The sequence below is a fragment of the Mesorhizobium sp. M8A.F.Ca.ET.057.01.1.1 genome, from assembly GCF_003952565.1.
Lineage (GTDB): Bacteria > Pseudomonadota > Alphaproteobacteria > Rhizobiales > Rhizobiaceae > Mesorhizobium.
Window position 1 is genome coordinate 465,891 of record NZ_CP034454.1, and the last position, 17,633, is coordinate 483,523.

Genomic DNA, 17,633 nt, shown 5'->3' on the forward strand with positions numbered 1-17,633 from the left:
CAGTCCCTCGGGCAACCGAAGAAGCACGCGGTTACGCTCGGTCGCTGAACTGTCCTGGAGCCAAGCCCCAAGACATGCATGTCCATCGTATTCGATTTGCTGAGCGAGTTTTTCTGGGTCCGCGATCAGTCTGTTCTCAACGGCATGCAGCAGGTGTCGGATTCCGAATGCGTGTGCATCCACGCCGATGCGTTTAACAAGGATGGCAAGCTCAGGCTGAGAGACAAACGCGACCAGCGAACGGGCATGCCAGATACTACCAGCAAGAAGGGCAGCTCGATATGGATCGTGCCCGCGTAGAAGGTCCGGCCTGCAGCCGATGTGGTTCAGATCCACGTCATAGTTGCCCAGCAATTCTGCCAGCCTTGGATGCAGTCTGGAACACTTCTGCAACTTCACTAACGTTTCTGCCGATAACGCTGGATCAAGACGCGCCGCTAGACGGGTCGGATGGGCCGAAGCCGCAAGCTCGCTCGCGCCCGGAAAACGCAATTGGTGCGGACCATCAGGTCGGGCGGTCTGTATAGGCATTGGCAATGAGATGTCACCCACGTCCAATTGCAGGCATTCTTTTGCGAATGGCCTCGACAGCAGAAGCATCCCGGCGCCCCTCGACCTTGGAAACGCCGGTTGATTGCTTGCGCCGACGCGTAGCAACGCTGCCCAAGAGATAACAGGCCACTGCGAATACGGCTGCGGCAAAACCTGTCACGGTCGCCAGAATTGGCGCAGGAAGAGGTGTTGATGCTTGTGGCAAAACAGCAGTCGGATCGGGCCGTTGCTCGTGTGCGGACCGTTCTACCGGCACCAAAACCACTTCCACCTTATCGTAGGACAAGCCTTCGATGCTGTCGGCTACCAGCATCTTTATCTTTGGCAGCAGAGCCGCGACATTTGTTTTGGCGTCGTGCCTGATAAACACCGCGGCCGAGGATGGCGTGGCGCCGGCTCGCACAAGGTCGTTATGCGGCAGCACGACGTGAACACGTACAGAAAAAACGCCATCGATATCGCTGATCGTCCGCGACAACTCTTCGCTCAGGGCATACACGTAACGGGCACGCTCCTCGGTCGGCGAGGCAATCAGGCCTGATCCTTGGAATATCTCACCGAGGTTCTTGAAGGATTGGCGCGGCAACCCCTTGGCGTTCAGAAGGTTGATTGAGAAGGCGAGCAGCTTTTCGTCAACCTGGATCGTGCTGGTTCCATCCTTGGCGACCACCCGGATCGCGGCGACCCCGTTGTCTTCAAGAAGTGCGAGCATTTCATTTGCCTCACGCTCTTGCAATTGCGTGTAGAGGTCGGCTTTGCAAGCAGTGAGGGCGACGAGAACTGGCAGCATGACAAGTCTAACCGACCGCCACCCTGACAGGCCACGCATGATTTCGCCCTCGGCCAAGCCAATCATGCGCGCGGTTCAGCCTTCCTTCAAAAGTTTATTCACGGATGATGTGACGCCGCTGACGCCTTTGGAGATAAGCGCCACCTGGGTGACGCCGTTGTAAACATCCCGAAGACCAGCCATCATCATTTCGAAGTCTTGCCCTTGTTGAGGAATGCCCGAGATTCCGGTTCCCGCCTCACCTGGGACGGGAAGCTTCTGCGCCGGTCCCGGTAGAGCGCCCTTCGAAAGGGCTATGTCATGGTCGAGCGCGGGGAAGGAAACAGTATTGTGTGGATATAGGGAGGAAATCGTCTGCAACACGCGATCGCCCATGCCGCTCGTCGGCGCAGCCGCGCGCTGAACATCCATCGCCGCAGCAACTGGCGCCGCACTCGCTGGCCCCGCGGCGGCATCGTTTTTCAGCGAGTCGGCTGCATGCCCTAAGGCGCGCTCAAACTGGGCCTGCTCGACAATCGACGGTGATCCGACCCTGGGGAGGCCAGCCGTTAGAGTGGCAGAGATCGACGTGACAGGCATCATCATGTAAGGACTCGGTTGCTCTCTCTGACCGGGCGAGCCCCGCCCATTCATCACCCGGTGTCGGCGCAACACTCCTAGGGGGGCAAGCTGACAACAAGCTGACTAACGGCGGCGTCATTTCGACAATCTAAAATCTCTTCGGCAATTTAGTCACTTGTGATGATTTCAGCGTTTGGTTTATCAGTGCGACATGCCGAGAACGCTTATCCAACCCGTCACCCTGCATGTTTTGAGACTTCTTTGTGCCGGGTTTTTTCTGTCCACCGGGATTCAACCGGCGCACGCAGTCCCGCTGTCCCTTCCGGCGACACCCTATAGATACACGGTTCTGGATCAGGAACTCGCTGCAGCGTTGCAGGAATTCGGCAACAACCTGAATATCAGGGTCAACATCAGTCCTGCGGTGAAGGGGCGAATTCGCGGACGTATGCCTGATTTGCCACCGCGCGCGTTCCTCGACCGCTTGACGAACCTTTACGGTCTCCAATGGTACTATGACGGCCTTGTACTCTATGTGTCTGCTGCACAAGAATCGCAAACTCGAATGCTTTTGATGACGTCGATTCGCTTCGATGCGTTCAAGGGGGCTCTCGACAAGCTTGATATCTCCGACGAGCGCTATGTGGTCAAACCCGTGCCAGGCAATGGCCTCGTCTTCGTTTCCGGTCCACCGCGCTTCGTCGCACTCGTGGAGCAGACCTTTAACGGCTTGGTGGCGGAGGCGCAGGCGCAGACTCACATAGCGGCCACGCCAAAGGAATCAGTGCTGATCTTGTTTCGTGGCTCCTCCACTACGGTCGTTCGCGACGGACGACCGGATGCTTCTTATTCTTCTGACATCCCACAACAGGATAGCGTTGGCGGGAAGCCTGAGCTGGGCAAGAAATGAACATTGAGGATTTCCCGCAGCTCTGAAGAACATGACTGCGGCTACCCCTTTGTGAACTCTTCGCAAACTCGTCAGTTTCTCGAAAGCTAATCCGCTCATGATGAGTCCCGGCAGCTCTCGCGGTGACTCCGGCCATTGTGTTGGACCGAACCTTGGAGCCGGCCCGGAACACAGCAATTGAAGGCAGGGCAGGCGCATTCGTGACCTGCCGACGCTTGGAATTGTCGAATTTTGTGAAACGCAAGGGATCTTCTGTCGGGGTCTCTTGTGGGGATTTCAACGTCACGTCTGAGGATGCATAATGTCGGCCAGCAATCTTTCAACTTTCTACCGCTCAAATTCGCTACAGTCCGCAAGGGGTTGGCCGGGCCTGAAAGTTTCCCATTTTGCGACCCAGCATCAGCAAAGTGCATCGTGCTTCGAAGCGATGCTGTCCACTTGTGTGCTGGCAGACAAGCCCGGCTCTTTCGCGCAAGGGGATCTGCCAGCGTCGAATCTTGATTCGACAATGGATAACTTGCGGCAGGACCCTTTGGGCCATCTGGCACCGGATGTCGAATTGACATTGAAGGGCTTGGAGCAACACCCACTGGATCTGCTGCCGCCAAATATGAGGGCGGCTCTCAAGGAGGACCAATCGCAACGCTCCAAGGCGACTGAAGCCCAACATCTGCTCCGCGTCACCCCGAAGATCGAGCCGGCTCCCAGGCCGAGCCCCGGAATCACGTGGAACGGTGGGTCGCTGACCACGGCTGAGTTGCAGATTGTTGCGGTACTCAACCGTCACAAGGACCAATGCCCGCTTACTTGGAAGTCGTTGACCGACAAAGCCAATGATCCCTCTACGCCACCGGATCTGAAAGCGGCGATCCAGGGACTGCAGCAGGATTCGGGACTTTTTTATGCGATTGGCTCGCAGGGCGACGGCCGCTGTGGAGGCAAGATCAACGCCAAGGACTTGGCCGGATTTTCAAACCACCACCCACAAGTTGCTGCATTTCAGGAAGCCCAAGCGCAAAGCTACGAGCAGAACTACATACCATCCGACGGCAGCGGAGGTTTGCAGCCTTCGGTCATGACTTTGAGCGATGCCTTGCGGGAGTTTTACCGGTACTCCGAAAATCTGTCCAAGGACCTGAGTCTGGATGAGTTCAAGAAAATGGTCGGCGGCGAATCGAAAAACGGCAAATTTCCGCCCCAGGTCATTGCGGCGGCGCAATATTTCCTCGATCACCCCGATGCTTGGAACCAGTTGTGCGGTGGCTCGAAAGGGAAGATGCACAAAGAGGATTTCCTGCAAGTCGCCTCATCGTCGATGAGCCTCACGCAAACTGAGCTGAATACGGTCGAGATGATCAAGGACCATCAGGACACGTTCTTTGGAAGCGGTGTTCTGACTCGCGACAAACTGGCGAAAATGAAAGACGACAAGAGCCTTGATCCGAAAGTGCGGGAAGCAGCCTCTCAGCTCCTTTCAGATCCTCTTTTGTTTGGCCTCCTGAACAATTCGATCACGGGCTATAAGACCCATCATAAATTCTTCGACTTTGGCGGCGGGCATACGGTTGATTCCGGCAATATCAGCAAAAAAGACTTTGCCCATTTTTGCACAAACATGTCGTCTGCGAACCGCAACGTTCAGCAGCCAATCACCCACGGCGCCCAAACCGCAGAAGAGCAGAATGCCGTCGCGGACATGAAGATGGGCCTGATGGACCAGCCTGACATTAAGTCAGCCAAAAAGAACGGCGGGGCCGTCATGCACGTCGTCGACTCCGTGCTCAAAATCGAGACGAAAGTGCTCGACTTGGCGGCAACGGCGGTGGGACTGCTCAGCTTCATTCCGGGCCTCGGACAAGTAGCCGATCTTGCCTCGATGGTTCTCGAGGCTGAGTCGCAAGCAGCCAATCTCCTGCGTACGGCCATTAACGGAGGCGATATGAAGCGAGCGCTGGAGGAAGCTGGCCTCAATATGGCCGCGCAGGCGATCGGCCTTATCGCAGGCCCCGAGGTCAAGCTGGCCATTCGAAATGGGCTCGTAAAGCACCTGATGGAAGAGGCCTTGGCGGCAGGCATTGATCTTTCGGTCTCGACGGCGCAGGACTACGCAGAAGGCTATGTGAATAACCTCAAAGCGCGCCTTGCAGGCGGCCCTGAGCAAAACCTAGGCCTGCCGAGCATGCCATCATTCCAGAGTGTGGCAAGCAATGTGCCCTTCGTCGGCATTGCCTTATCCTAGCCGTCGCCTTGCGCGGAAGCTTTGGCTCGCGCGCCGCGGTGTTCCTGACGCCATCTGGATCGGACTGTGAGGGGGATGTCCGAAGTCTGTGAAGGCTTCGGTATATGACGACTTCAGAGTTACGCTGAGCCCAGCCATCTCGAGCCGGTGCGCCGGGTCGAGGTTTTCACGGGCGCCGGCCGGCAGCGGGAATGGTCTCCGGAAGGCACGGCGCGGATGGTGGCGGAGCGGCGCAGCCGAAGGAACGGCTGTCGCGCGCCCAGGGCGGCCTCCCGAACAGCCAGACGATGATCTCCTGCCTTGGGCCTATATCCTTGTGCCCACGCTCAAGGCAGTCGGCTGAAAACAGCGCTGATTTAAAACAGCATTATCCTGCACTGCACCCTCGATCCTTGCGCTCACCGATCGCTCGTCGACACGCACGCGGTCAAGTCGTTATCGGCGCTATGCCGATGGGCTTCGAGAGCAAGGTGGACGCTGAGCGGTGCGTCAGCCTCAGGGCGCGGCTGGCCAGCTTTGCGTCTCACGCTCTATGACGGCAACACCCGGCTGATCCACTTGGCCTGTTCGCGGGCTCCCGGCAGCGGCGCGGAAGCCACGGTCCGCCTTCCTCGGCTTCAGGCCAAAGACACCGCAGCATGCTCCAGAGCTATGTCTGCCGCCTTCGCCCCATCGTCGCTGGTCATGTGGAAAGGACAAGTAGGCTACGCACCCCATAATCCCGTCGGGCAGGATTCGGCAGTCGACGGCGAGACATTCGCCAAACCTCATTCTTGATTCTCAGCAACGTTAAAAAAAATTCACATAATGTTCGTGAGCGTAGTCTCCTGTCAGGTGGTACATTCGCCACAATATCTGGCGTCTTAGTCGTAGAAAGGACTGTGATCCATCTTCCATTAGCATCCATACCAGCGGATTTACAGCAAATGACGAGAGAGGTCTCATGCGGATTGATGGGGATAGAAGGGCTAGCGGCTTGCTGCATCCCGTCCGGGTTGATGCCAACCAATGTTGACACTGGTAAATCGCCTAAGGACGGCAGCGCATCTTGATCGTCTTCGAATCCTGGGCCTTTGCGCGCATGCGGATCTAACCGTCGGCGAGCTGGCCGATATTACCAGTCTGCCTCGCGAGCAGGTTCGACGCCACGTCCGGCGGCTGGTCAGAGCCAACTTTCTTTGCTGCAACGAACAACGTCCGCAGTCTTCGTACCATATGCAAGCAGGAGGCAAGGATGGCGGGCTGGCTCAATTGGTGGTCGATCTCCTGCCCCACGATGATGGCCACCATAAAAGAGACCTACAACGCCTAGAAGCAATACAAGACGCGCGGTTGAAGGGACCGCCTGCTTGATCGTGAAATAGATCAGTCCAAATGGAGCGCGACTACCATGGATAACTCCGCCGGCGGCGCCATCGCGCAGCCCGACACTTACGGGCGGCCTCACTTAGCCGCCGTCGACTCCCGCGTTCACGAACTGCTTCTAAGACAGGAGCGCCAGGAGCGGACAACTCTCAAACTGATCGCCTCTGAGAACTTTGCCTCCTCGGCGGTGTTGGAAGCCACCGGGTCGATTTTCACCAACAAGTATGCCGAGGGATACCCCGGTGCGCGCTACTACGCCGGAAACGAGATCGTCGATGAGCTTGAGACCCTCGCGATCGAGCGCCTGAAAGCGCTATTTGGCAGTGAACACGCCAACGTCCAGCCTTATTCAGGCTCGCCAGCCAACCAGGCTGTCTATCGCGCGCTTTTGAGCCCCCGTGACAAAGTCATGGGCTTGCCTTTACCCGAAGGCGGCCATCTGACTCACGGTTGGTCCGTCAATTTTTCCGGCAGCGATTATCAGCGCGTCCCGTACAGGCTGCACGAAAAGACACAGCAAATTGACTATGACCACTTGCGCGAGACCGCCAAGGGGGAACGCCCGAAGCTAATTTGGGTCGGCGGAACTGCTTATCCGCGTATTTTTGACTACGCGGCAATGGCCGAAATTGCTTCGGAGGTGAACTCGTATCTGGTGGCTGACATCGCCCACATCTGCGGCCTGGTTGTCGCAGGAGTGCATCCGAACCCCGTGTCCCATTGCGATGTGGTCACCAGCACCTCTCACAAGTCGATCCGCGGTCCCCGGGGTGGCTTCATTTTATCAAGGAATGAAGACCGTTATCAGCCCCTCCATCATCCGAAGAGCAAACACAATCTGGCCAAACGTATAGACCGCGCCGTGTTCCCTCTTCTGCAAGGCGGACCGCATATGAATACTATCGCCGCGCTTGCCGTCGCTTTGCAGGAAGCAGCGAACTCGTCCTTTCGTGTCTACGGTCAGCAGATCGTCCACAACGCCAAGGCTCTGGCCCAGGCGCTTCTGGAGCGAGGTTATGAACTCGTCACCGGGGGCACTGACAATCACATGCTGATCCTTGATCTTCGGGACCGGCCGCTGTCAGGCAAAGCCTATGCAGAGCGCTTATCGCGTGCAGGCATCATTGCGAATTTCAATATGGTCCCGGGCGACCGGCGGCATCCGGCGCTGACAAGCGGCATCCGCTTAGGGACACCAGCGGTGACGTCCATGGGCATGCGCGAAACGGAGATGGTGCAGATCGCCGCTTTCATCGACTCGGTCTGCCGCCAGCCCGATGACCAGGAAGTTCATGCGAGCGTACGAAGAGACGTTGCCGACTTCTGCACTGCGTTCGATGTTCCCGGCATCCGCGACCGATAAGCCACCCCAATCCAGAAACTCCTCACTAACTCCAGCACTTGAAGCGAGGGCATTTTTATGACCAGGCAGTTCGTGTTCTCTTCCGAATCCGTCGGCGCGGGACACCCCGACAAGATGGCAGACAACATCTCCGATGCCATTCTCGATGCGGTCCTGCGCACCGATCCGAAGGCGCGCGTCGCCTGTGAAGTGTTGGTGAAGACGGGGATGGTCGTTGTGGCTGGCGAGATCACCAGCCATGCCCACATCGATTACAGCCAAGTCGCCCGCGATACGATACTCGATATTGGCTACGACGATGATGCGATTGGCTTTGATGGTCGACGTTGCGCCGTCGTTCTGGCCCTCACCGAGCAGTCGCCCGACATAAGCCAGGGCGTTGATGAAGGACGAGGGCAGGATCTCGGGCAAGGGGCAGGGGATCAGGGCATCATGTTTGGATTCGCATGCAACGAGACGGATACATTGATGCCCCTGCCGATCCAACTCGCTCACCATTTGACGAAAAGACAGGCCGAGGTCCGGAAAGCGGGACAGCTTGGCTGGCTGCGTCCGGACGTGAAATCTCAAGTGTCGGTACGCTACGAAGGGCTCCGCCCGGTGGCGCTGGATACCATAGTCCTGTCAACGCAGCATGACGAAGCGGTCTCACAAGCCACGGTCCGCGAAGGCGTCATTGAGGAGATCATAAAACCGGTCCTGCCGGCCCACCTGGATACTTCGGGGATCAGATTTCTGGTCAACCCAACAGGGCGGTTCGTGGTCGGTGGGCCTGCCGGCGACTGCGGCCTCACAGGACGGAAGATCATCGTCGATTCCTACGGTGGGACCGGGCGTCACGGCGGCGGTGCCTTTTCGGGCAAGGACCCATCCAAGGTTGACCGCTCGGCGGCCTATGCCGCCCGGTATGTCGCGAAGAACATCGTTGCCAGCGGCCTTGCAGAGGTCTGCGAGGTTCAGCTTGCCTACGCGATCGGCGTGGCCAGTCCGGTTTCTGTCATGGTCAATACCTTCGGAACCGCAAGGATCGAGGAAAAAAGGATCGAGCGCCTTGTTCTCGAGGTTTTCAATCTCCGACCGAAAGGCATCATCAAGATGCTTGATCTCTTACGGCCGATATACCGCAAGACGGCGACATACGGACACTTCGGGCGTGAAGAGCCTGAGTTCACTTGGGAGAAGACGGACAAAGCTGACGATTTGCTGCGTGAAGCCGGACCGGCAGCTGCGTGAGGGCGGCTGGATCAAGCGCATGCGGCAACCCATTTCAACTCGCGAGACCACGCCCGGCCGGCGTGGCAAGAAGCCGGCTCGGGTTTTGGCGGAGATTTTGATGCCGGATTATGACGTGCTTTGCATCGGCAATGCCATTGTCGACATCATCGCCCAGTGCGACGAGGAATTCCTCGAGACCAACGGCATCATCAAGGGCGCGATGAACCTCATCGACACACAACGCGCCGAACTGCTCTACAGCCGCATGGGTCCGGCGATCGAAGCGTCCGGCGGCAGCGCCGGCAACACGGCGGCCGGCGTCGCCAGCTTTGGCGGCCGCGCGGCCTTCTTCGGCAAGGTCTCCAACGATGCGCTGGGCGAAATCTACGCCCACGACATCCATGCGCAGGGCGTCGCCTTCGGCACCACGCCGCTCAAGGGTGAGCCGCCGACGGCGCGCTCGATGATCTTCGTCACGCCCGACGGCGAGCGCTCGATGAACACCTATCTCGGCGCCTGCGTCGAGCTTGGCCCTGAGGATGTCGAAGCCGACAAGGCGTCCGGCGCCAAGGTCACCTATTTCGAAGGCTATCTGTGGGACCCGCCGCGCGCCAAGGAGGCAATCCGCCAGACGGCGAAGCTGGCGCACGCGGCAGGCCGAGAAGTGTCGATGACGCTATCGGATTCGTTCTGCGTCGACCGCTACCGCGACGAATTCCTCGACCTGATGCGCTCGGGCACGGTCGACATCGTCTTTGCCAACAGCCACGAGATCAAGTCGCTCTACCAGACATCGTCGTTCGACGAGGCGCTGGCCCAGATCCGCAAGGATTGCCGGATCGCCGCCGTCACCCGCTCGGAAAAAGGCTCGGTGATCGTGCGCGGCGACGAGACCGTGGTGATCAAGGCGACCGCCATCAAGGAACTGGTCGACACGACGGGCGCCGGCGATCTCTATGCCGCCGGCTTCCTGCATGGCTACACGCAAGGCCGCGACCTGCAGACTTGCGGCGACCTTGGCTCACTGGCAGCCGGATTGGTGATCCAGCAGATCGGCCCCAGGCCCCGTCAGAATTTGCGCCGCGAGGCCGAGCAGGCGGGGCTGACCATTCCGGACGTTCAAACGAGTTAGTGGCCTACCTTCCCGTTGTGCAGGCTATCTCGCCAGAAGCGCAATCACGGAATAGGGAAATCCTGATGTCGAACATGATGAAGGCGCTTGTGAAGGCCAAGGCCGAACCGGGCATCTGGATGGAAGAGGTGCCGGTGCCGGAAATCGGCCCCAACGACGTGCTGATCAAGATCAAGAAGACGGCGATCTGCGGCACCGACGTGCACATCTACAATTGGGACCAGTGGGCGCAGAAGACGGTGCCGGTGCCGATGGTGACGGGCCATGAGTTCGTCGGCACCGTTGCCGATTTCGGCGCAGCGGTCACCGAATACAAGGTCGGCCAGCGTGTATTGGGCGAAGGCCACATCGTCTGCGGCCATTGCCGCAACTGTCGCGCCGGGCGAGGGCATCTGTGCCGCAACACACTCGGCGTCGGCGTCAACCGTCCAGGCGCCTTCGGCGAGTATCTGGCGATCCCGCAGCACAATGTCGTGCCGATCCCCGACGATGTGCCCGATGAGATTGCCGCGATCTTCGATCCCTTGGGCAATGCCGTCCACACCGCATTGTCCTTCGATCTGGTCGGCGAGGACGTGCTGGTGACTGGCGCCGGGCCGATCGGCATCATGGGCGCGCTCGTCGCCCAATGCGTCGGCGCGCGCAAAGTGGTCATCACTGACATCAACCCGGTGCGGCTGGCGCTAGCCAAGAAACTCGGCGTCCAGCATGTCGTCGACGCCTCGAAGGAGAAGCTGCGCGACGTCATGCCGGTGCTCGGCATGACCGAGGGGTTCGACGTCGGGCTCGAAATGTCAGGCGCCGCCCCCGCTTTCCGCGACATGATCGACACCATGAACAATGGCGGCAAGATCGCCATTCTGGGCATCGCGCCGACCGGCTTCGAGATCGACTGGAACAAGGTCATCTTCAAGATGCTGCATCTCAAAGGCATCTACGGCCGCGAGATGTTCGAAACCTGGTACAAGATGATCGCGCTTGTGCAGGGTCCGCTGGATGTCTCCGGCCTGATCACCCACCGCATCGGCATCGACGATTTTCAGATCGGTTTCGATGCGATGAAGAGCGGCAGTTCCGGCAAGGTGGTGATGGACTGGTAGGGATTGCCTTGGCCGCTATTCAGGAAAAGCTGACGACAGCACCTCTGGTCCGCCGGACATTTTCCAACTAGGGGAACATGGCTGGGTGGAGAGCTATGGCTCCGCTACGTGCGCTCGCTAATCATACACGGCGACGTATCGCGGCCCACCCGGTGACGGTCGATGGGGCAATTCGCTTCAGTCGATGACGGAAACCCGGTGAACCGATGCTGAGGCCCCGACGCGATCGTCTATTTCCTATGATCTGCGATTGAGGTCGAGGTGTTGCCGCTTTCAGCGGGTAAAATGCGATAGACGACTTCCGGTACCCTTCCGGTCAGCGAAAAGGAAGGCAACGAGCCGCATTGCCTCAAGCAAAATGTTACCAATAGTGTCCTGTTCCAAAGGGGATGGACAGGTCGTGCCATTCCGGTTCGGGGGAAGGATGGCGCGGCTCAGCATGGCGACACGGTGAAGCGGCGATCGTGGAGCTTTATTGCGGCGTTGACAAGCGGCGCATTCTGGATGAGTTCGAGGCGGTAACCGGCTATTATTCGCAAGCGCGCGATCCGTCTTATGAACCGTCGTGAGCAGAGGCCGTCTGCGGGCAAGAGCCGCAGCCGCTGTTACGGCAGCGATGTCCGCGACGCGCTCATCGTGTTGTGGGAGGATTCGGAGCGGCTGGGTCCGCATCGACGCTCGCGGCGGCCAGCGCCGCCGGGCAGGAATGAGTTCGCAGTTCGCCGCTCGGTGCCAGCCCGCACCTTCGGCGATTGGAAAGATCCGCCGCCCGGCTTTGTTGAGCGCATTCGGGCACGTCTTCGTCAGGGAGCTTCGTGCAGACGATGGTGCTGACCGGATTGCCGCCGGCTGGACCGATTGCATTCCGCTCCGCACGCGCGACAGCGGCAATGTGATCATGGCGATCAAGCAGGCCCGCTCCCGGTTTCGCTGACCCTGTGCTGCTGTTTGCCGGCATCCGCCCGCACAGGAAGAGCTTGTAAAAGCGGTCGGTGCGGAAATCGAGGAGCCGTTGGTCGTCGATCTTCAGCCTGAACGCGGTCGTTTGCTGGTGCCGCAAATCGGCTGTTGCATGTACATCCCTGTCAGACGTCAGTTTTCCTCGCCTATTTTGGTGTCGAGCGCGAAGTGCTCCAACCAGATTGCAAGGCTTTTTGGAAATGAGAGCGGCTTTGCGCAGGGCGCTCCGTTGTTGAGCATTCAAGCTACCAAGCCAATGACGCGCAGGTTCCACCAGGCTCGCCAGCCTTGAAGGACAGCGAAAAAAGCAGAGCACGACAGACACAACAGTGCATCAGGACGCCGCAGTCGTTGAAGATGGTGCGCTGCATCCATACCGTGGATGCATTCGATCCAAATAATCGATTTGTTCAATCAGTTTCTCGAAAGCTAACCCTACCCTCTGTGGGAATCGGGCTCTGAGCCGCGACGCTGCCTTGCGAGCGCAGGGGCTGCACGTAGGAGAGATGATGCAACGAGAAATCGCACGCGGGTTGCTGGCCTCGTGGGTTCGCCGACCGGCGTATTTGAGCCCGTCAGTTGGTCCTCACCCGCGCCTATTGCCACCGAGCGACTTGCATGTCCCTCCGACTCGGACCAGTTCCGAGAGCTGCGACGAGTTGCGCGCCGTGTGCTCCGATCAGATGGCCGCCGGTGACGCGTTCGATGGGCCGTCCCTCTTCGAGAGGAGATGAAATGCGAACGCTGCTCGTGGATCATCATGCGGATCTTGCGCGCGCCATGCGACTTGCGCTCGGGGATGGCGGCTTCGTCGTTGATGTCGTTGGTACTCTGGAACTGGCTTCGAGTGCATTTTCTTGCGCCAGCTATGAAATTCTCCTGCTGGAATTGGCTCTGCCAGATGGCGATGGCTTGGGTTGGCTGAGGCAGTTGAGGACCCACGGGCATTCAGTTCCTGCCGTCATTATGAGCAGCCTTAACGATCTCGATAAGCGAATTGCGATCTTCAACGGTGGTGCGGACGACTTTCTGCTCAAACCCATCTCTACCGATGAGCTTATTGCCAGAATGAGAGCCATTCTGCGCCGGGCGACACAGATGACCGACCTGAGGCTCGTATTTGGCAATCTCGACTTTGATCCGGTCGCCCGCCAGGTTTTCGTTGATGGGCACCCAATGATGATCGCACGTCGCGAACTCTGTATTCTAGAGCACCTGCTTAACCGGGCAGGCCGCATCGTGCCCCGTGCGCAATTGGAAGATCACCTCTATTCATTCAACGACGACGTGTCTGCCAACGCGCTTGAAGTCGGAATTTATCGTTTACGGGGACATCTGACCAGATCAGGTGCAACGCCACGGATCAAGACCATCCGAGGCATTGGTTACATCCTAGAATTGACTGACGCCTCGTCCGCATAGTTTGTCGAATCGAAAGAAGATCTATTTTGCTGATCCTTCAACATCCTTGCCATGCGCTCAATTGGCGGGCGATCGCCAACAAGGTTACAAGACCTGCAGTTCCCCGTTACCTGGGCCATCTCCTCTGCGCGCTTATTGTGACTTTCCCACTTGGTGTCGCGGCGCAAAACAAGCAGGACAAAGGCCCGCCGCATGCGGCTTCGAATAGCATCAACGCCACGCTGACCCTTTCCTCTTCGCTCGGGGAGACCGTTCATCTGCCCGCGCCAGCCACGACCATCTTTGTTGCTGACCCCACGATCGCGGATTTTCAGGCGCCATCGAGCAAAACAATCTTCGTCTTTGGCAAGAAATCGGGGCGGACCAGCCTATTCGCCTTGGATGGCAATGGCGAGCCTCTCGCCGAATTGCGTATCGTTGTCACGCAACCGATCGGGGATTTACGCGCCATGTTGCGGGAGCAGGTCGGCGACTATCCCATCCGCGTCAACTATACGCCGCGCGGCGCAATCCTTAGCGGGACGGCGCCCGACGCAGAGGTCGCCGACACCGCAAAAAGAGTCACTGAGCAATATCTGGGCGACGGAGCGCAAGTCGTCAACAACATCAAGGTCGCTGGATCCCTGCAAGTTAACCTCAGCGTGCGCGTAGCCGAAGTCTCACGCAGCGCCATGAAGTCACTCGGCGTCAACTTGTCCGCCTTCGGTCAAATCGGCAATTTCAAAGTGGGCGTTCTAAGCGGAAGCGCTGCAAGCGCTGGGTCTGGTTCAACCCAGGGTGGCGGTACAGCAGAAATCGGATTCGACAACGGTGCCGTCAACGTCAGCGCGGTTCTCGACGCGCTCGCCAAGGAGCATATAGCTTCCGTCCTGGCTGAGCCGAACCTCACCGCTATGTCGGGTGAAAAGGCCAGCTTTCTCGCGGGCGGCGAATTTCCCATTCCTGTCCTGCAGGAAAACAGGCAGGTATCGGTTGAATTCCGTCACTTCGGCGTCAGTCTGGAATTTGTGCCGACAGTTCTCAGCAACAATCAAATCAACATTCACGTAACGCCCGAAGTCAGTGAACTGTCGACGCAAGGTGCCGTGCAAATCAACGGAATTTCCGTGCCGGCAGTTTCCACGCGCCGAGCCGATACGGTCGTCGAACTCGCCAGCGGCCAGAGCTTCGCAATCGGCGGTCTAATCAGGCGGAACGTCAACAATGATGTCAGGGCCTTTCCCTGGCTCGGAGAACTGCCGATCCTGGGACCGCTTTTTCGCTCGACCTCGTTTCAAAAAGAGGAGTCAGAACTGGTCATTCTAGTTACGCCTTACATTGTAAGACCAGGCTCCAACCCAAACCAGATGAGCGCACCGACCGAGCGGGCGGCACCGGCTTTGAACGGAGGGGGCGCTCCGACGAATTCCGTGACAAGTCCCCCGCGAGACCGCGCTGCTATCCGTGCGGGCGCGCCAAGCGCCCAGGGCGGTCTCGGCTTCATCATCGAATAGTGTCATCCAAAGATGTTGCGTTTTATAATCCTCTTTGTCGCTCTGGCACCAAGCGTAAGTGGCTGCACAAGCACTACGCCAGTTGATGTCGAACCATCGGCACCAATGCTTGTCCGAGAGGAGACCACCGTCCTGACGTTGCAAAGCCTGCGCGCTTCCGAACGGCAGCGTTTGCGTGTTTTCCTAGACAAGGCCAGTCGCGGCCGGTTCGATGCCATCCACCTCCTCATCAGCGGTTCGCCCCAGCTCAGCGCAGGGGTAGCCCATCAGGCCAGGCAGTTGGCAATCGAAGAAGACAACATTCAATTGCGCGATCAACACGACGCCGGCTCAGTGCGAATTGAGGCGATTGTCTATCACGCCCGTCCGCCGGTCTGTCCCTCATATGGTGCCTTACCCAATGAAGAATCCTTCAAACAGCCGCTTGGTTGTTCGACAGGACATAACCTGGCCGTGATGGTCAACGATCCGCGCGATCTGCTCGACAATCAGGCCGTCAAGGCCGGCGATGGCGATCGTGCTTCTGTACCAGTTGCAACTTACAGAACATTCGGGACGGATAAAGGTGGCTGATACCGCCCTTATCTCGGCAGCACTCCTACCGGAGATTGAAAGCTTCCAATCGCGTCCTGATCTAAAATAAAAGGAACCGCTGGATGCAATATAGGCGCTATATCGAGGGCCTTAGGGCCGTTGCTGTACTTCCGGTCGTACTCTTTCATTTCGGAATTTCGGCGATCCCGGGTGGCTTTAGCGGGGTCGATATCTTCTTCGTCATCTCCGGCTACCTAACCAGCGGAAGCCTCCTGGATGACCTTGAACGCGGCCAATTTTCCATCGTCAACTTCTACTGGCGCCGTGCCCGGCGCATTCTGCCGGCGCTCGTCTTTGTGATGCTTCTCACCTGCATTGCAGCATTGTTCATTCTTCTGCCACCGGATCTGCGCGGATTCAGTCTTAGCATCATAGCTACCTCGACCTTCTGGTCGAACGTTTTCTTCTGGAAAACGTCAAGTTACTTCTCTATCGATGCCGCGCTTCTACCACTGTTGCACACTTGGCCGCTTTCCGTAGCGGAGCAGTACTACATCTTCGCACCAATCCTGATGTTCCTAATCTATCGCTACATCGGGAAGCGCTGGCTGACGACACTTCTTCCGATAATTCTCTGCAGCTTCGTAGTGGCGGTGATGGCGACATCGCTGGCACCCACCGCCGGATTCTATCTGCTGCCGACCCGAATCTGGGAACTCATGTTGGGCGCCCTGCTCATGCTCAAATGCCCCTCGCCGCTGGGCAACCGATTCCTGATGGAGTCGGTGGGGGTGGCCGGATTTGGCCTTCTCGCCATCGGGTTCTTCGCGATTTCGGCGAGTGATCCGTTCCCAGGCTACAACGCCTTGTATCCATGCATCGGAACGGCCCTTCTGATCTATGTTGGCCAAAATACCCCCTCGACGGTCGCCACCCGCATGCTCGAAGTCCGGCCGCTGGTCTGGATTGGGCTCATCTCGTATTCGTTGTATCTTGTTCACTGGCCTCTCAATGCGTTCGCGCACTATCTTTCGTTCCAAAAACTCGATCCGTTGATGACCGGTGCGATGTTGGTGGCAAGCCTCGCATTGGCTGCATTCTCCTGGAAGTTTGTAGAGCAGCCGTTTCGACAGAAGAGGGCCTTCACCTCCCCGGGGCCTATCTTCGCCTTTTCAGCGCTCGCGATCGTTGTCCTTTGTGCCGGCGGAGCGGCGGGGGCGCTCGGCAATGGCTTTCCGCAACGGTTTCCGGACTATGTCCAGCGGCGCATTTCCGTCGGGGACTGGAGGAATGGCATCTGTTTCAACGAGGGCACCAGCCGGATCGAAAGCTGGAATATGGAGGATTGCACGCGCACCAGCGGTTTTCCAACAACGGTTTTTTTGTGGGGCGACTCCTTCGCCGCGCACTATGTTTCCGGCTTGGGTGCTAACATAAATCGATTGCAGGCGAACATCGTTGAATATACGTACGCCAGCTGCGCGCCGATACTCTATTACTACCCTTACGATCGTCTTGATTGTGTCCGGTTCAATCGCAAGGCCTTGGACGTCATCTTGGAAGCGGACATCAAGACGGTTATCCTCAGCGGTAGATGGAGTGACTATGAGGTCAGAGGTTTCGACGGTCTTCAGCAAACAATCGCTACGCTTCGTGCCCTGGGCGTGCGCGTGTTTGTCATCGGCCAGTCTCCGCAGTTCCCAACTGACGTCCGGAAAATTGCGTTCTTCGCCAAGCGCCAAAATCTGGACGATACGTCCTGGCCGATCGCGATGGACCCCGACATCAACGAACGTGTGCGCTCATTTACCAAAGGCGCCACATTCATCGATCCGCTGAAATTCCTGTGCAGCGCAGGACGCTGCGCCTATTCCGATAGAGGAGAGTTTTTATATTTCGACTATGGTCATTTCTCTTCAGCCGGCGCCACACTGGCAATCTCGAAATACTGGCCGGCTTTTGGCAAGGACAATGCTCTTCCTAAGACGAAGTAGCGG

At 58.1% G+C, this 17,633-nt stretch carries 14 protein-coding genes and 1 pseudogene; 13 read left to right on the top strand and 2 right to left on the bottom strand.

Going from position 1 to position 17,633, the window contains the following annotated elements:
* Positions 1-78 precede the first annotated feature (78 nt).
* Positions 79-300, top strand: a complete 222-nt coding sequence (locus EJ077_RS32490) for a hypothetical protein (RefSeq protein WP_029354860.1) — start codon at positions 79-81, stop codon at positions 298-300.
* A 244-nt stretch (positions 301-544) separates the two neighbouring features.
* Here EJ077_RS32490 and sctJ read toward each other — a convergent pair whose 3' ends face one another.
* Positions 545-1,381, bottom strand: coding sequence for a type III secretion system inner membrane ring lipoprotein SctJ (gene sctJ, locus EJ077_RS02020; RefSeq protein WP_280953371.1), 837 nt, complete (start codon positions 1,379-1,381; stop codon positions 545-547).
* A gap of 36 nt (positions 1,382-1,417) precedes the next feature.
* Positions 1,418-1,927: a nodulation protein NolB gene (locus tag EJ077_RS02025; RefSeq protein ID WP_095486057.1), complete on the bottom strand. Its 510-nt coding sequence runs from the start codon at positions 1,925-1,927 to the stop codon at positions 1,418-1,420.
* Between the two features lie 187 nt (positions 1,928-2,114).
* On the opposite strand from EJ077_RS02025, the gene EJ077_RS02030 reads away from it, so the two are divergent.
* The 12 genes and pseudogenes from EJ077_RS02030 to EJ077_RS02085 all read left to right on the top strand — a co-directional run bounded on the left by EJ077_RS02030 (position 2,115) and on the right by EJ077_RS02085 (position 17,630).
* Positions 2,115-2,813, top strand: coding sequence for a secretin N-terminal domain-containing protein (locus EJ077_RS02030; protein WP_095486058.1), 699 nt, complete (start codon positions 2,115-2,117; stop codon positions 2,811-2,813).
* A 427-nt stretch (positions 2,814-3,240) separates the two neighbouring features.
* On the top strand, positions 3,241-5,052 hold the full coding sequence (locus EJ077_RS02035) for an HrpF/NolX family T3SS translocon protein (protein ID WP_245329904.1): 1,812 nt from the start codon (positions 3,241-3,243) through the stop codon (positions 5,050-5,052).
* A gap of 1,008 nt (positions 5,053-6,060) precedes the next feature.
* Positions 6,061-6,405: a helix-turn-helix domain-containing protein gene (locus EJ077_RS02040; protein WP_084831489.1), complete on the top strand. Its 345-nt coding sequence runs from the start codon at positions 6,061-6,063 to the stop codon at positions 6,403-6,405.
* A gap of 37 nt (positions 6,406-6,442) precedes the next feature.
* Entirely contained in the window at positions 6,443-7,780 is a 1,338-nt protein-coding gene (gene glyA, locus EJ077_RS02045; RefSeq protein ID WP_135871343.1) for a serine hydroxymethyltransferase, read from the top strand.
* Positions 7,781-7,837: 57 nt separating this feature from the next.
* Positions 7,838-9,013 carry a methionine adenosyltransferase gene (gene metK / locus EJ077_RS02050; protein WP_063169265.1) on the top strand — a complete coding sequence of 392 codons (1,176 nt, stop codon included), beginning with the start codon at positions 7,838-7,840 and terminating at the stop codon, positions 9,011-9,013.
* A gap of 100 nt (positions 9,014-9,113) precedes the next feature.
* Positions 9,114-10,127: an adenosine kinase gene (locus tag EJ077_RS02055; RefSeq protein ID WP_126063919.1), complete on the top strand. Its 1,014-nt coding sequence runs from the start codon at positions 9,114-9,116 to the stop codon at positions 10,125-10,127.
* A gap of 65 nt (positions 10,128-10,192) precedes the next feature.
* The gene (gene tdh / locus EJ077_RS02060; protein WP_126063920.1) at positions 10,193-11,227 is read left to right on the top strand and encodes an L-threonine 3-dehydrogenase; all 1,035 of its coding nucleotides are present in this window, start codon (positions 10,193-10,195) and stop codon (positions 11,225-11,227) included.
* A gap of 714 nt (positions 11,228-11,941) precedes the next feature.
* A pseudogene (locus tag EJ077_RS31815) lies at positions 11,942-12,110 on the top strand (transposase); the annotation flags it as partial.
* An 812-nt stretch (positions 12,111-12,922) separates the two neighbouring features.
* A complete protein-coding gene (locus tag EJ077_RS02070; protein ID WP_024505585.1) occupies positions 12,923-13,609 on the top strand; it encodes a response regulator transcription factor in 687 nt (228 codons plus the stop codon).
* A gap of 71 nt (positions 13,610-13,680) precedes the next feature.
* On the top strand, positions 13,681-15,102 hold the full coding sequence (locus EJ077_RS02075) for a type II and III secretion system protein family protein (protein WP_050580548.1): 1,422 nt from the start codon (positions 13,681-13,683) through the stop codon (positions 15,100-15,102).
* Positions 15,103-15,114: 12 nt separating this feature from the next.
* Positions 15,115-15,675 (top strand): CpaD family pilus assembly lipoprotein, encoded by a 561-nt coding sequence (locus EJ077_RS02080; RefSeq protein ID WP_063169261.1) that lies wholly within the window; start codon positions 15,115-15,117, stop codon positions 15,673-15,675.
* An 83-nt stretch (positions 15,676-15,758) separates the two neighbouring features.
* Positions 15,759-17,630 (top strand): acyltransferase family protein, encoded by a 1,872-nt coding sequence (locus tag EJ077_RS02085; RefSeq protein WP_126080682.1) that lies wholly within the window; start codon positions 15,759-15,761, stop codon positions 17,628-17,630.
* The last annotated feature ends 3 nt before the right edge of the window (positions 17,631-17,633 follow it).

What these genes read in the sequence shown, in the direction of transcription:
- EJ077_RS32490 (WP_029354860.1), top strand. Translation starts at nt 79, where the DNA reads ATGTCCATCGTATTCGATTTGCTGAGCGAGTTTTTCTGGGTCCGCGAT.
- sctJ (WP_280953371.1), bottom strand. Translation starts at nt 1,381, where the DNA reads ATGCGTGGCCTGTCAGGGTGGCGGTCGGTTAGACTTGTCATGCTGCCA.
- EJ077_RS02025 (WP_095486057.1), bottom strand. Translation starts at nt 1,927, where the DNA reads ATGATGATGCCTGTCACGTCGATCTCTGCCACTCTAACGGCTGGCCTC.
- EJ077_RS02030 (WP_095486058.1), top strand. Translation starts at nt 2,115, where the DNA reads ATGCCGAGAACGCTTATCCAACCCGTCACCCTGCATGTTTTGAGACTT.
- EJ077_RS02035 (WP_245329904.1), top strand. Translation starts at nt 3,241, where the DNA reads ATGCTGTCCACTTGTGTGCTGGCAGACAAGCCCGGCTCTTTCGCGCAA.
- EJ077_RS02040 (WP_084831489.1), top strand. Translation starts at nt 6,061, where the DNA reads ATGTTGACACTGGTAAATCGCCTAAGGACGGCAGCGCATCTTGATCGT.
- glyA (WP_135871343.1), top strand. Translation starts at nt 6,443, where the DNA reads ATGGATAACTCCGCCGGCGGCGCCATCGCGCAGCCCGACACTTACGGG.
- metK (WP_063169265.1), top strand. Translation starts at nt 7,838, where the DNA reads ATGACCAGGCAGTTCGTGTTCTCTTCCGAATCCGTCGGCGCGGGACAC.
- EJ077_RS02055 (WP_126063919.1), top strand. Translation starts at nt 9,114, where the DNA reads ATGCCGGATTATGACGTGCTTTGCATCGGCAATGCCATTGTCGACATC.
- tdh (WP_126063920.1), top strand. Translation starts at nt 10,193, where the DNA reads ATGTCGAACATGATGAAGGCGCTTGTGAAGGCCAAGGCCGAACCGGGC.
- EJ077_RS02070 (WP_024505585.1), top strand. Translation starts at nt 12,923, where the DNA reads ATGCGAACGCTGCTCGTGGATCATCATGCGGATCTTGCGCGCGCCATG.
- EJ077_RS02080 (WP_063169261.1), top strand. Translation starts at nt 15,115, where the DNA reads ATGTTGCGTTTTATAATCCTCTTTGTCGCTCTGGCACCAAGCGTAAGT.
- EJ077_RS02085 (WP_126080682.1), top strand. Translation starts at nt 15,759, where the DNA reads ATGCAATATAGGCGCTATATCGAGGGCCTTAGGGCCGTTGCTGTACTT.